Origin of the sequence: Chitinophaga sp. W2I13 (assembly GCF_050434005.1) — a bacterium.
Classification (GTDB): Bacteria; Bacteroidota; Bacteroidia; order Chitinophagales; family Chitinophagaceae; genus Chitinophaga.
Genome location: NZ_JBNPWD010000001.1, coordinates 5902728 through 5916627, shown reverse-complemented (window position 1 = coordinate 5916627; position 13900 = coordinate 5902728). Strand labels below are relative to the sequence as shown.

Sequence of the window (13900 nt, the reverse complement as noted above, 5' to 3'; positions counted from 1 at the left end):
ACACCCGGACCTACTTTCGGTAACAAAGTAAACGTCCGCTATGCAAAAATATTACCTGTGGCTTCTTATCTCCTGTTTATCCCTTGCCGCCAACGCACAAAGGAATGGTGTTATCAAAGGCACCGTGTCTGATACCAGTGCCGGCCGGCCAGTGGCATCAGCCACTATCACCCTGCTGCAGGGAAAAGACTCCTCACTGGTTTCCTTTACCATGACCAACGACAAAGGATATTTTGAAATCAACGGCATACACGCCGGCGAATACCGGCTGCTCATCACGCATGTAAAATACCACTCTCTCCAGCGCATGGTAACGATCAGCAACGCAACGCCCGTGATGAACTTCCCTGCTCTTGTGCTTCACGACCTCAGTATCCAGCTCAATGAAGTAGCCGTAACCGGAGAAGCACCACCGGTAACACTCGTAGGCGACACTATCCAGTATAATGCGGGCTCTTTTAAAACACCGCCCAATTCCAGCGTAGAACAACTGTTGAAAAAACTACCCGGCGTAGAGGTGGCAAAAGACGGCACCGTAAAAGCACAGGGCCAGAAAGTAAACCGCGTGATGGTTGATGGAAAAGAGTTTTTTGGCAAAGATCCCAAAATGGCAACTAAAAATCTCCCTGCCGATGCAGTCGACAAAGTACAGGTATACGACCGCCTCAGCGATGCGGCACAACTCACCGGCTTTGATGATGGCAACAGCGAAAAAACCATTAACCTGAAACTCAAACAGGATAAAAAGAAAGGCATGTTTGGAAAAGCCATGGCCGGCGCGGGTACCAGCGACCGGTACGAAGGCCGCTTTAACATCAATTCCTTCAAAGGAGCGCGGCAACTTTCCGTTATCGGCATGGCCAACAACACCAATGCAGAAGGCTTCTCCTTTATGGATATGATGAGCTTCAGCGGAGAACTGAACCGCATGCGGCAAAGCGGCAGCGGCAACGCCAGTTTCACCATGAGCGCCGACGACCCCGCCGCCGCATTCATGGGCGGCAGCAGCGGCAACGGCATTAAAACCGTATGGGGCGGCGGGATCAATTATAATAACATCATCGGAAAAAAAACAGAATTTACCAGCAGCTACTTTTATAACCGCTATAATCCTTACCAGGAAAGCGAAATACAACGCCAGTATTTCCTGCCGGACTCCTCTTATTTCTACAACCAGCACGCTACCAGCAACAACATCAATAATACCCACCGCCTCAACCTGGGCGCCGATATCCAGATCGACTCCCTGCACTCGGTTAAAATATCATCGTCTTTTGGTTACCAGGAAAACCGCAGCAAAAGCTACAGCAAATATGAAACCCTTTCGGAAAGCCAGCAGCTGGCCAATGAAGGCTTCAGCAATAACTACTCCGCAGGTCATGGCTCCAATTTCAGCAATGATGTATTGTTCCGTAAAAAATTCCTGCGCAAAGGCCGCACGTTTTCACTCAATCTGCAAAACAGTAGCAATAACAGTGAAAGCAATGGCAGCCTGCTTTCCGTAAATCATTTTTATAACCACCCTGCCTCCCAGCCCGGTTACGATTCCATCCACCAGCGCAATACCATATCCGGAGATATGAACAGCTATAACGCCCGCGCCGTATATACGGAACCGTTATTCAAGCACTCACTGATGGAGTTCAGTATCGGCAACAGCTATACGAAAACTACTTCCGATAAAATCACTTATGATTACAACGGCGATAACGGGAAGTTCGACCAGCCAAATCCTGCGCTGACAAACAACTTCGAAAATGCCTATAGCTATACCAATGCAGGTATCCGTCTGCGTACAAAACAAAAAAAATACAGTCTCGCTGCGGGCCTCAACTGGCAGTATGCTTCGCTGAAAGGCACCATCATCGCCGGCACCAAAGACTCCGTGATCCGTCAAACGTTTTATAACCTGTTACCATCGCTGCGTTTCCAATACGACTTTACCCGTTACCGGAACCTCAGCATCAACTACGCAGCCATTACCAACCAGCCCGATATGTCGCAGCTGCAACCGGTGCCGGACATCAGCGATCCCCTCAATATCCGCGAAGGCAACCCCGATCTGAAACCGGAGTTAACGCACGCCGTACAGCTCAACTTCATTTCGGTAAACCCCTTCAGAAATAAAAACCTGTTCGCTTTCTTCAACATCCAGGAAACGCAGAACAAGATTGTGAATGATGATGTGGTGGATAGTCTTGGTATTAAATACAGCCGGCCAGTGAATGTAAACGGTGTTTTCAACATGACCGGCAGCATTAGTCTGGGCCTGCCTCTGCGGGCCTTGAAAGGCACGGTTAACTTCAGCAGCAACGTAGGTTACAGCAAAACCAAGCAGTTTATCAACAAGGTATCCAACGGTATCAGTACGGTTACGCTGGGGCCTTCTGTACGTTTTGACCTGAACCCTTCGGATAAGCTGAACCTCACGTTTGGCGGGGGGATTAATTACTACAAAACAGCTTACTCCCTGCAGCCTGCCCTCAACACCGGCTATTTTCTGCAACAATATGACGGAGAAGTAAACTGGCAGCTGCCTGCAAATTTTTATGTGAGTACCAGTTTTAACTATACTATTAACAGCCGCCGCACAGATGGATTTAATGCAAAGGTGCCGTTATGGAATGCGTCTGTCAGCCGCCAGTTCCTTCGCTTTAACCGCGGGGAGCTGAAGCTGAGTGTATTTGATATCCTGAATGAAAATGTGGGTATTAACCGCAGCACCAACCAAAATTATATTGAAGACAGCCGCACGAAAAACCTGCAACGCTTTTTCCTGTTGAGCTTCACTTACAGTCTTAGTAAGAATGGCATTTTCAATGCTGCAGCGCCGGGGATCAGGATGATCCGGCGTTAAAAAGTAAGGGGCATAAGAAAGGGGCCGGATGATATCATCCGGCCCCTTTCTTATGGCAGTTATTTACTGTGCTATCCTGATACTGCGTGTGGCGCCGCCGCCATTGCGCTGCATTTCGTTCATCAGCTTCTCCCGTGCTTTATTAAACTCCTCTTCCGTTACCTTTTTCCCTTTGGAAGGCTCCCGGATGGCAGCAAGATCTGCCTGCGGCGATACTTCCAGCGCCTGGTAAACGGTGCTGCCGTTGTTGATATCAACAGCCAGGATAAGCCCGGGAAGCTGTCCCTGGAAGTCCGGCCCGGCAGGCACCGGGATAGCCAATGTAAACCAGGCGGTGATATTGGCCGTATCGGCCACCTCTTTGGTTTTCATCTGCCCGTTTTCCATGGAGGTCATGGAACGCTTGCCGATACGCTGCGTTACGGCCTGCTGGCAGGGATAATTAAGTATAGTACGGGTTTCGCCCGTGATCTTCCAGTTGAGCCGGTGGATACTGTCCGTAATAAGGTAGTTCTTTGCAGCAAACTCACGTTGTTCTACTACGCGGTCGTTGGAGAAACTGGTATAGGTCACGTCGTTGTCGCCGGCCACCATCATGCGGATATGCATACCACCTTCCCCGGCGAATTCTTCGGGAGCATCTTCCTCCACGGCGCGGCGCAGCGACTGCCCGTTGCCAAACAATACTTCGAGCTTATCTTTCCTGGAATGCGGCAGTATGTTATCGGGCTCCGGTCCTGCGTCTGCACCAGCGGCCATTCCCATCATCCGCATCTGCATCTGTACAGTGCGCTCGTAGAGCACGCGTCCCTGCTGTTGCTGGCCACTGGCGGTTAACAGGCATCCACTGATGGCTAACGTAAAAATTATCTTCTTCATGTTACATACATTTAAGAAAATAAAGCTATTTCCTTCCTGCCGGAACAGAGGTTAACATCACTTGATTTAATGTTAATTTAGGTTAATGTTTCCGCGTTGGGAAGCAGGAAATGATACATTTGCGGTAGTATTGTTATTTCTTACCATTCAATCAACATAGTGCGATATAAACTTTCCATACCGGCTACCATTTCCCTGATTGCGCTGACCATCCTGCTGATCACCGCTTTCCAGGCATACTGGCTGAGCAATAACTACCGGGAGGAAAAAAGATTGTTTACCGCCCGCACCAATATTCTTTTCCGGGAAACCATTTTTCGCCTGCAGGCCGTAAAGCTCAACCTGGATTCCAATATCAGCCTGCGGGTACATGACCGTGCGGGTATGACGGGTGTCACCAATGTGTTGCAGGAAAGAATGAGAGATTCTACCATGAGCGCTCCTGCCATGCCCATCAGAAAGCGGACGATGTTTGTGGCAGTAGATCCTGCATCGATGCCGGAAGATGATTCTGTGAATGTACAATACGGCGTTACCAAAGGAGTTCCCGCTACAACGGTATTCCAGTTCCTGGCCGGTGTAGATTCCCTCAGGGATTCTATTACCGTAAAAGAAGTGGTGGACCGGTACCAACGGGCACTGGAACGGGAAAAGATTAACGTTTCCTTTACTGTTAATACCATTCCCTTAGATACTACTACCAATCATATGTTCAATACCTTCCCGGATGACCTGGAAGGTAATACGGTGACCATCGGTTTTACCAAACCCATGAGTTACCAGGTTTTATTTGAAAACAATACCTGGTACCTGCTGAAACGCATCAGTCAGCCGATACTGATATCCTTTTTCCTCCTGGCTGTTACCATCTTCTCTTTCCTGCTGCTTTACCGCAACCTGAAACAACAACAACGGCTGGCACAACTCAAAAATGATTTTATCAGCAACATGACGCATGAGCTGAAAACGCCTATCGCCACTGTTAGTGTGGCCATTGAAGCGCTGAGAAATTTTGATGCACTGGAAGATCTGCAAACAACACTCGAATACCTCGATATATCGGCCAATGAAATGAACCGCCTCGCACTGCTGGTAGATAAAGTGCTGAAATTATCAATGTTTGAAAACAGGGAAATTCCTTTGAACAAAGAACCTTTCGATCTTACAGACCTTACCCGCAGCGTAATGATTTCCATGAAGCTGCAGTTTGAAAAACAACGCGCGGTTACCACGCTGAAAAGAACAGGTCATAACTTTATCATCACCGCCGATAAACTGCATATGACCAGCGTATTGTACAACCTGCTGGATAATGCATTAAAGTACAGTAGCCAGGACCCCAATATCCTGATCCACATCATTGATCACAAACAATACCTGGAACTGCGTGTAACCGACAACGGTATAGGCATTGCGCGTGAATATAAAAACAAGATCTTTGAGAAATTTTTCCGCGTGCCCAGTGGCAACCGGCATAATATAAAAGGATATGGCCTGGGGCTCAGTTATGTATCTCACATTATACAATCGCACATGGGCTTTATTGAAGTGGAAAGTGAGCTGCATAAAGGCAGTACGTTTTCCATCAAGCTTCCCTTCGCAGAAGCGCCGGTTATTCATTACGACAAAAACCGCCGGGTGATAAAGCTTAAAACAGGATGAAATGAGTATTAAAATTTTATATATCGAAGATGAACTGTCGCTGGGCAAAATAGTGAAAGAAAGTTTACAGCGACGGGGATACGAAGTAATACTGGAAAGCGATGGCGCCCATGTAATGCAATTGTTCAAACAGGTAAACCCTGCCGTATGCGTGCTGGATATCATGTTGCCCAATAAAGACGGATTTGAAATTGCCGCCGAAATACGCGCTATCAACCAGGAAGTACCCATCCTGTTCCTCACCGCCAAAACACAAACCAACGACCTCGTAAAAGGGTTTACGCTGGGAGGCAACGATTATATCCGCAAGCCTTTCAGTATGGAAGAACTGATTGTACGTATTGAAAACGTATTGCGTAAATCAGATAAAACACCCGCTCCTGCTACCAATCACATCAAAATCGGTAAGTTCCGGTTTTATACCAATCGCCAGGTACTGGCCAACGATGTAGAAGAAAAAAAGCTGTCGTACAAAGAAAGCGAATTACTCAAACTACTATACGAAAACCGCGATGGCATCATCGACCGGAAAAACATCCTCGACCTGCTCTGGGGACATGATTCCTTTTTCAACAGCCGCAACCTGGATGTATATATTACCCGGCTGCGCGTACACCTGAAAGAGGATGACAACCTGCAGATCCTCACCATTAAAGGTGTAGGATACCGGTTTGTGCTGGGTTGATTTTTTTATTGCAGATGATCGTCGTGTGCTTCTTTAAAAATATGCGCATAAAAAAGCCCGCCGGAATTGCACCGGCGGGCTTCTTCATTAATTAATCTTATGAATGCTCAGGTTATCATAGTAAATATAACCTACGGTAGATGATTCCCAGTAAGACTGGCTGCCACCGCGGAACGTATGAAAAGTTACGCCCCTGATCAGCCGTTTGCTGTCGTTGGTGGTCCACCGGATATCCCGGTCGAGCAGCACGGTGCCGTTGATCACGATCTGAACGTGACCATCGGTATTACTGCCGGTGTTGCTTTTTATGTACAGGTGTACGTGATAAGTAGTGCCTTTCTGGATGCTGCCGCTGGCAGGGTAAGTGAGCCCGAAGTCGTCGCCGTACTGGCCCGGCTGGTCCCTGTAATACAGGTAAGGCTGGAAGTACACCCTGTTGGCGTCGTTACGGTACCACATGAGCCGGAGGGTGCCGCCATTACCATCCCAGGCGGGATCGCCGCCGGTGTTGCCATCACCAATGGAAAAGCCGAAGCCTACTTTACCGCCACGGCTCCAGTCGAACTGGCTGTGAAAACGGATATCATAATCCATTTCATAAGCGGCGCCGTCAGATACATCGATGTTGGCCACTACCCCGCCGGCTGCGGAGAGCGCGTTGGGATCCAGCTGGATGCGGAGGTTGCCATTGGAAATGTAGCCGCGGTTGTTGTTCCAGCCGGTTACATTGCCAAAATCACTGGCAGCATTGGTAGATGTGTAGGTAGTGCCATTGGCGTAATTATCCCAGTTAACAGACCAGGTGCTGTTAATGGCGTTAATTCCTATAGCAGCATCGGCGGCAGCCAGGGTTGTGTTGCCGGGCAGGTTTGATTTCGCCAGTTCCTTCTTACAGGAAATAAAACTGGTACTGAATAACAGCAGTCCGGCTGCTGCAACATTACGTGAGAAAACAGTGAAATTCATGAATGTGTAATTGTGGGTGAGAAAATAGGTTTATCATCAGGAGGGTTTACTGTATAATGATTTTCTTCACGAGCCGTTTGTTGTCGTGCATCACTTCCAGGATATACGTGCCGCCGGCGACGGTGCCGGTATTTATGTTGAAGGTTTTTGCATTAGGCTGCTGCACGGCCACGGGCTGCATGCCCGCGCTGATCAGGGTAGCCTTTACAGGCGCCTTCGGGTTATAGTGTTGCAGGGTAACGGTAAATGCACTGCCCGAACGGATGGGATTGGGATATACACTGATAGCAGCGGCGGCAGCTTCTTCCGGGATGGCCCCATGCGTGGCAGCAACGGCAGCGGTGATGCTGCTGATGGCTGCCAGTCCGCTCACCGCTCCATAATTGAACGATTCCCATGTGCCAACGGTAGTTCTCCAGGAGCTCATTGCCTGCGTGCCATTTTCCGAGCAGATATAGCCGCCATTGTTACACAACAGTGAAATGGTGCCGTTGCTGTTATTGATCCAGGTGAATTTTTCCCAGTCCTGGATACTGGTACGGTTACACGTAATGGCCTGCGTACCGTTTTCGGATGATATATACTTGCCCTGGCTGCGTAAAGCAATTTTGCCGCCGCCGGCATCCACTACGGTAAACTGTTCCCAGCCCTGTGCGCTGGTACGGTTGCAGTTCATTGCCTGGGTGCCATTCTCGCCGCTCACATACAGGTTGTTGTTGCCGCGCAGCCATATCGTTTGCCCAACAGGCGCATTGCCGCCCGGGTTGCCGGTACGGCTAAGTACTACCTCATGAATGGCCGACAGCAACGAATTGGCTCCTGTGGCGTCCTGCGACAACTCCCAGATCATCACACCGCTGCCCTGGTCAAAAGCCAGGTTCGTTTTTTGTTTGATGGTAGTAATGCCGTTGTAGCCAACATTATCAAATACATCGGCATAAGGATTGGCGCCACGCGCCACCAGCTGAGCGTACGACTCCCAGGTGGGCCTTCCGTAAAAAGGCACGCCAAGCACGGTTTTGGACGCTGGGAGTCCGCGGCCGCGCCAGTAGCTCACCGACTGGGTAGCATAACTGTAAGTAGAGTGGTCGAAGTTATTGTAGTCGTAAGCCATGAGGTTATAAAAATCTACCAACGCAAAAGCGCTGTTTAAGATACTGGCCCCGCCGGTACCCACAATAGCGCCGGTAAGGAGTTTACCCCTGTTATGCATCTCTGTGCTGAGCTGCGTCATCAGCGTAATATAGTTATTGGCCGATGCGCCGGCATCCGGATACTCCCAGTCGATATCCACGCCATCAAGACCATACTGGTGCACGAAATTGATCATGTTGGTCACGAAATTATTGCGGTAGGTACTGTTGGCGGCGAGCGATTCAAAGCCGCTGTCGTTCCCATCATTCCAGCCGCCCACAGATATCAGCACCTTTACATTATTGGCATGCGCAGTGCTCACCAGGCTCTGTAACTTCGCGGGGTTATCGATTGCCTGCAAACCGCCGGTACTGGTAGGCAACAGGAATGCGTAATTGATATGAGTAAGCTTACTATACTGCACCTGGTTTACATTACCTGCCCAGGAAGGCATATATCCAATAACGCGGAAAGGGGTTTGAGCAATGGTATTAAACGCACAAACAAGGAGGATAGCTAACAGCTTTAGAAATGGTTTCATACGGGTAGTTTTTTGGTTGAAAAGAAATGTGGATTAATCCTTTCAAAAGTAGAGGTTCGCATAAAAGAACCATCATCCGGCACTACGGCATTACTACGTCACAGGGATATTTTTTTATATTTCGCGGGTAATCAGTAACGGAAGAAGAAGTTGCTTATCTTTTCATTCTAAATAATACCCGTGATAAGCCATATAAAGAAAGCGCTGCTTCCCCTGTTCATCCTGCCCGCCTTCCTCTGCCAGGCACAGGACAACCGCATCCCTGCCCTGCCTCCGGCGCTTGAAATACAAGTACACCACGTTCCCAAACCGGTAGTAACCGGCGGACATCCTGTACTCTTCTACGAAATTCATCTTACCAACTTCTCTCCCTGGCCCCTGCTGCTCACAAAAGTGGAAGCACAGGATGCGAAGAATACCACTGCTTTGACGCTGATAAAAGACACCGGCCTGTTGCAACGACTTGCTGCACCCGGACAGAAATCCCCCACCGCCACCATACCGCCCGGTAATATGGCGGTGCTGTTTGTGGAATATTCCGCTGCCGCCGCTCAATTCCCTGCTGAAATTATTCACCAGGTATCTTTCAAAAATACCCTTCGTGATACGGCCACGGAATATACCATCACGGGCGCGGCCATACAACTGGTAACCAGTCCGGCAATTGTATTGGGCGCCCCGCTGAAAGGAGGCCCCTGGACCGCCGTTTACAGCCCGGTATGGGCACAGGGGCACCGCCGCGTGATATTTGTAAAGGATGGAGTAGCACGTATCCCCGGAAGATTTGCCGTTGACTTTGTAAAGCTCGACAGCACCGGGAAATTCGCCGACGGCGATGAGGACAGGATCACTAACTGGTACGGCTATGGCGCCGGCATACTGGCAGTGGCAGATGGCGTGGTTAGTTCCACCAGAACCGATTTCCCGGAAAGCACCGCATTATCCAATCACCCGGATTATGCCGCCCACCTGGCCACGGGCAATTATATCTCTTTAAAAATAGCGGACAACACCTACGTGTTTTATGAACACCTGCAGCCGGAAAGTATCGTGGTAAAAGCAGGCCAGCGGGTAAAGAAAGGAGACGTGATCGCCCGGCTGGGATTCACAGGTCAGTCCACCGGGCCGCACCTTCACCTGCATGTGGCGAACGCCGATGCGCCACTGGGCGCAGAAGGACTTCCCTTTGTATTTGAAAAATTTACGCTGACGGGTACTATCCCCGACTTCAACAAATTTGGCAGCGCGCCGTATATTCCGCAATCACAACCCGTACGCCGTGAGCTGCCCGTTTCCAATAGCGTCATCACATTTCCGTGATACTATTTACGGTATTCCCTGGGCGTAATTCCCTCTGCCCGTTTAAACAATTTAATAAAGTAATTCAGGTTATTAAACCCCGATTGGTAACACACATCCGTGATACTCAATGCAGGATCCGCCATGATCTGCTTTGCGCGCCGGATGCGCTCCTGCAAAATATACTCCAGCGGTGAAATACCATATTGCTCTTTAAATGCCTGGAAAAAAACGGAACGGCTCATGCAGGATACTTTTGCCAACGCATCAATAGTAATCTTTTGGGTAAGATGCTCCCTGATATATTGCAACACAGGTGTAAACCGGTGATTACCTACTCCTGCATCATTAATGGCCACCAGGTTTTGTGTTTGTATAATACGCAGTAATAAAAATTTCAGCGAGAGATCTGCCAGTGCATCCTTTGCAGGATCACTCTCCATGCTGATCCCGATCAGTTTATTCATACTGGCGGCCAGCTCTTTGTTATTTAAAAAGTGATACCGGCTGAAATTCAGCTGCCATTCAAACGGCGCCGCCTTATTGGGATACTGCTCATTCAGAAAAGCCAGGTTCTTATTCACCATATCCCAGTCGAGCGCCAGGGTGGCGCACTGCACCGGATGCCTTTCATCCGCCTCCGGAAAATCTACTTTCATAGACACGCCTTCCGGCAGGATCACACTTTCTCCCGGCAAAAAAAAGAACTCTTCCGATCCGGACAACGACATGATCTTTTTACCCCGCATCATACTGGATACTACCAGCCCGTTATAAGAGAGTGCCACATTACTGCAGCGGTGAAAAGTTTCAAAGATGTTCAGCTCACAGTGCCGCAGGTTAAACACCCGGCGGTGCTCTACCATCGTATCCAGCGAAGTGGCATCACTCAGGTTAATAGGAGAAAGATGGCATATCTGGTTCATGGTGGAATTTTTATCGTAACGCAGGTTTTCCGCCTTATAAATTTATCGATAAATTCCCGTTGGATCATCAAAGAAATAAAAAAATAGCATCGTTCTATCAATCAGGATAATCGTTCAATTCCCCCATCTCCAATATGCTTAATATTGGTCATTCCTTCACATTAAAATCCTGTTATGAATATCACGTTAAAACAGGCGGAAGCTGTTATTGCTGCTGCTAAAGCCAAAGCCACCGAAATTAAAACACTGATGAACATTGCAGTCGTGGATGCAGGTACCAACCTTATCGCCTTTGTTCACATGGACGACGCCTGGCTGGGGTCTATAGATATTTCGCAGAAAAAAGCCCGCACGGCACGATACTTCAATATGCCCACCGGCGAAATCGGCAAGCTGTCGCAACCAGGCGGCTCCTTGTATAATATTGAACATTCCAATGGTGGCCTCATCACCTTCCCCGGCGGCGTGGTCATCCGCAATGAAAAAAATGAGATCATCGGCGCCGTAGGCGTATCCGGCGACTCCGTGGAAAATGATCATATAGTGGCGCAGGCAGGCGCAGATGCGATTAAATAACTTCTAAAAAGATACGGTATGTGTAAAAATCATGGTGTTGCTTATATAGAACCCGGTGTGGTGGAGGTAAGGGAAATTGATTACCCCAAACTGGCTTTGGGCGACCGTAAATGTGAACATGGGGTGATCCTGAAAATAGTGTCCACTAATATCTGCGGAAGCGATCAGCACATGGTGCGGGGACGTACTACCGCTCCTGCCGGACTGGTACTGGGACATGAGATTACCGGCCTGGTCATTGAAGCAGGCAGGGATGTGGAATTTATCAAAGTAGGCGACCTCGTTTCGGTGCCTTTCAATATTGCCTGCGGACGTTGCCGCAACTGCAAAGCAGGGCAAACAGGCATCTGCCTGAATGTAAATCCTGCCCGCCCCGGTGCAGCCTACGGCTACGTGGATATGGGCGGCTGGGTAGGCGGACAGGCAGAATACGTAATGGTGCCGTACGCCGATTTTAACCTGCTTAAATTTCCCGACAGCGACCAGGCCATGGAAAAGATCCGGGACCTCACGCTGCTCACGGATATTTTCCCGACGGGCTTTCATGGCGCTGTGACCGCAGGCGTAGGACCAGGCAGTATTGTTTATATCGCTGGTGCAGGTCCCGTAGGACTGGCATGCGCCGCCTCCTGCCACCTGCTTGGAGCAGCGGTAGTAATTGTGGGAGATATGATCGATGAACGGCTGGCACAAGCCAGGAGCTTTGGCTGCGAAACCATCGACCTGAAACAGGAGGCCTCCCTCGCCGACCAGATTGCCGCCATCACCGGCACGCCGGAAGTGGATTCTGCTGTCGACTGCGTAGGCTTTGAAGCCAAGGGACATGGGCACAACAGCAATGTGGAACAACCGGCCACCGTGCTGAATTCAATTATGGAGATTACCCGTGCAGGCGGACAACTGGGCATACCCGGCCTGTATGTTACCGGCGATCCCGGCGCGGTAGACGAGGCCGCCAAGAAAGGAAGCCTGAGCATCCGCATCGGCCTCGGCTGGGCAAAATCGCACTCCATTCATACCGGTCAGTGCCCCGTCATGAAATACCACCGTCAGCTGATGAACGCCATCCTGTACGATAAAATAAAAATAGCCGATGCCGTAAATGTAGAAGTGATCACCCTTAACGACTCGGTAAGAGGCTACCACGATTTTGATAAAGGCGCAGCGAAAAAGTTTGTGATTGATCCGCATGGCATGATAAGGGCATAATAAACGGGAACTAAAACAACAATGGCTGCCAGTAACGGCGGCCATTGTTGTTTTAGTTCCCAACCGCCAACGATTTGTATATTCACGGAAACCTGTTTATATTCATCTCCTTTACCAAAACCCAGCCCGGTATGCGTTTCCGCCTTTTATTTTTCCTGCTGATGTATTGCGCTATATCGCAAAGCCAACCTACTCAACCCGCCGATTACGGATTGCAGGCTTTCACCATTCACGATAACACCCTTGGAACCATTCGTTTTTATGTGAGCAGTAAAGATATCGGCAAAAAGAAACCAGTTTTACTGGCGCTGGATGGCTCCGGTCAGTACCCGATGGCGTTATTCGTGCAGCTCCGGAAAGGCTCCTTTGTCGCTAATTCATTTGATCAAGGGTTGCTGGAACTGGCAGATAAATTTCACGTGGTAATGATCAGCAAACCCGGCATCAATTTCTGTGATACAATCAATATAGATAAGGACAGCGCCAGTGTGGCAGATGCGGTTGCACTATTGCCCCCTTCAACGGAATACCGGCAGCGGGCCGGCTTGCAATGGCGCATAGCCGCGGCTTCCAGGGTGCTCGACTATGTATACAGTCACTTCCCCGTGAATAAATCGAAAGTGGTAGCGTATGGCTACTCCGAAGGTGCACAGGTAGTACCGGGACTGTCGGTGGCGAATAAAAAAATTACGCATTGCGCCTGCATCAATGGATCAGGTCTTAACCAGTTCTACGATTTTATAACCGCCGTGCGCATGAAAGCCGCCCAGGGCGCCATTTCCCCGCAGGAAGCACAGCAACAGGTAGATTCACTATTTGTGCAATTCGCTTCCATCTACGCCACCCCTCATGATACCCAACGCGAATGGGAGGGGCATTCCTATCAACGCTGGGCCAGCTTCTGCTCAGACATTCCAATGGACAACCTCACAAAACTGAACATTCCCATTTTTATGACGGCAGGTACCAATGATGCCAGCTCGCCCATTTACGGATTGGAATATGTAAAGCTGGAGTTTCTGCGGCTGGGCAAAAAGAACCTTACATTCCGGGTGTATCCCACCGATCACTCTTTCCAGGAAATGAAACGGGTTAACGGAAAAGACACCGTCATTTCCCACAAGCAGGAAATGACGGCAGATATGATGAAATGGCTGAAAATGTAA

General features: G+C 49.4%; 11 protein-coding genes. 7 read left to right on the top strand and 4 right to left on the bottom strand.

Features of this window, described 5'->3' with window-relative positions; all coding sequences use genetic code 11:
• Positions 1–40: 40 nt before the first annotated feature.
• Positions 41–2857 (top strand): outer membrane beta-barrel protein, encoded by a 2817-nt coding sequence (locus tag QFZ48_RS24385; RefSeq protein WP_429048732.1) that lies wholly within the window; start codon positions 41–43, stop codon positions 2855–2857.
• A gap of 63 nt (positions 2858–2920) precedes the next feature.
• Here QFZ48_RS24385 and QFZ48_RS24380 read toward each other — a convergent pair whose 3' ends face one another.
• Positions 2921–3736, bottom strand: coding sequence for a GLPGLI family protein (locus QFZ48_RS24380; protein WP_429064074.1), 816 nt, complete (start codon positions 3734–3736; stop codon positions 2921–2923).
• A gap of 159 nt (positions 3737–3895) precedes the next feature.
• Between QFZ48_RS24380 and QFZ48_RS24375 the strand changes: the two genes are divergently transcribed.
• Together QFZ48_RS24375 and QFZ48_RS24370 are read left to right on the top strand one after the other, a co-directional pair.
• Positions 3896–5398 carry a sensor histidine kinase gene (locus QFZ48_RS24375; RefSeq protein WP_429048735.1) on the top strand — a complete coding sequence of 501 codons (1503 nt, stop codon included), beginning with the start codon at positions 3896–3898 and terminating at the stop codon, positions 5396–5398.
• Position 5399: 1 nt separating this feature from the next.
• On the top strand, positions 5400–6083 hold the full coding sequence (locus tag QFZ48_RS24370) for a response regulator transcription factor (protein WP_429048737.1): 684 nt from the start codon (positions 5400–5402) through the stop codon (positions 6081–6083).
• An 87-nt stretch (positions 6084–6170) separates the two neighbouring features.
• Here QFZ48_RS24370 and QFZ48_RS24365 read toward each other — a convergent pair whose 3' ends face one another.
• The gene (locus QFZ48_RS24365) at positions 6171–7049 is read right to left on the bottom strand and encodes a polysaccharide lyase (protein ID WP_429064072.1); all 879 of its coding nucleotides are present in this window, start codon (positions 7047–7049) and stop codon (positions 6171–6173) included.
• A 46-nt stretch (positions 7050–7095) separates the two neighbouring features.
• Positions 7096–8724 (bottom strand): glycosyl hydrolase family 18 protein, encoded by a 1629-nt coding sequence (locus QFZ48_RS24360; protein ID WP_429064070.1) that lies wholly within the window; start codon positions 8722–8724, stop codon positions 7096–7098.
• Positions 8725–8904: 180 nt separating this feature from the next.
• Between QFZ48_RS24360 and QFZ48_RS24355 the strand changes: the two genes are divergently transcribed.
• Positions 8905–10044, top strand: a complete 1140-nt coding sequence (locus QFZ48_RS24355) for a M23 family metallopeptidase (protein ID WP_429064068.1) — start codon at positions 8905–8907, stop codon at positions 10042–10044.
• Between the two features lie 2 nt (positions 10045–10046).
• Here QFZ48_RS24355 and QFZ48_RS24350 read toward each other — a convergent pair whose 3' ends face one another.
• Positions 10047–10949 carry an AraC family transcriptional regulator gene (locus QFZ48_RS24350; RefSeq protein WP_429048744.1) on the bottom strand — a complete coding sequence of 301 codons (903 nt, stop codon included), beginning with the start codon at positions 10947–10949 and terminating at the stop codon, positions 10047–10049.
• Between the two features lie 174 nt (positions 10950–11123).
• Here QFZ48_RS24350 and QFZ48_RS24345 point away from each other — a divergent pair, with 174 nt between their 5' ends.
• The 3 genes from QFZ48_RS24345 (at position 11124) to QFZ48_RS24335 (ending at position 13900) form a co-directional block, all read left to right on the top strand.
• Positions 11124–11525 (top strand): GlcG/HbpS family heme-binding protein, encoded by a 402-nt coding sequence (locus tag QFZ48_RS24345; RefSeq protein ID WP_370910470.1) that lies wholly within the window; start codon positions 11124–11126, stop codon positions 11523–11525.
• An 18-nt stretch (positions 11526–11543) separates the two neighbouring features.
• Positions 11544–12734: a formaldehyde dehydrogenase, glutathione-independent gene (gene fdhA / locus QFZ48_RS24340; RefSeq protein WP_429048746.1), complete on the top strand. Its 1191-nt coding sequence runs from the start codon at positions 11544–11546 to the stop codon at positions 12732–12734.
• Positions 12735–12865: 131 nt separating this feature from the next.
• Positions 12866–13900, top strand: a complete 1035-nt coding sequence (locus QFZ48_RS24335; protein WP_429064066.1) for a hypothetical protein — start codon at positions 12866–12868, stop codon at positions 13898–13900.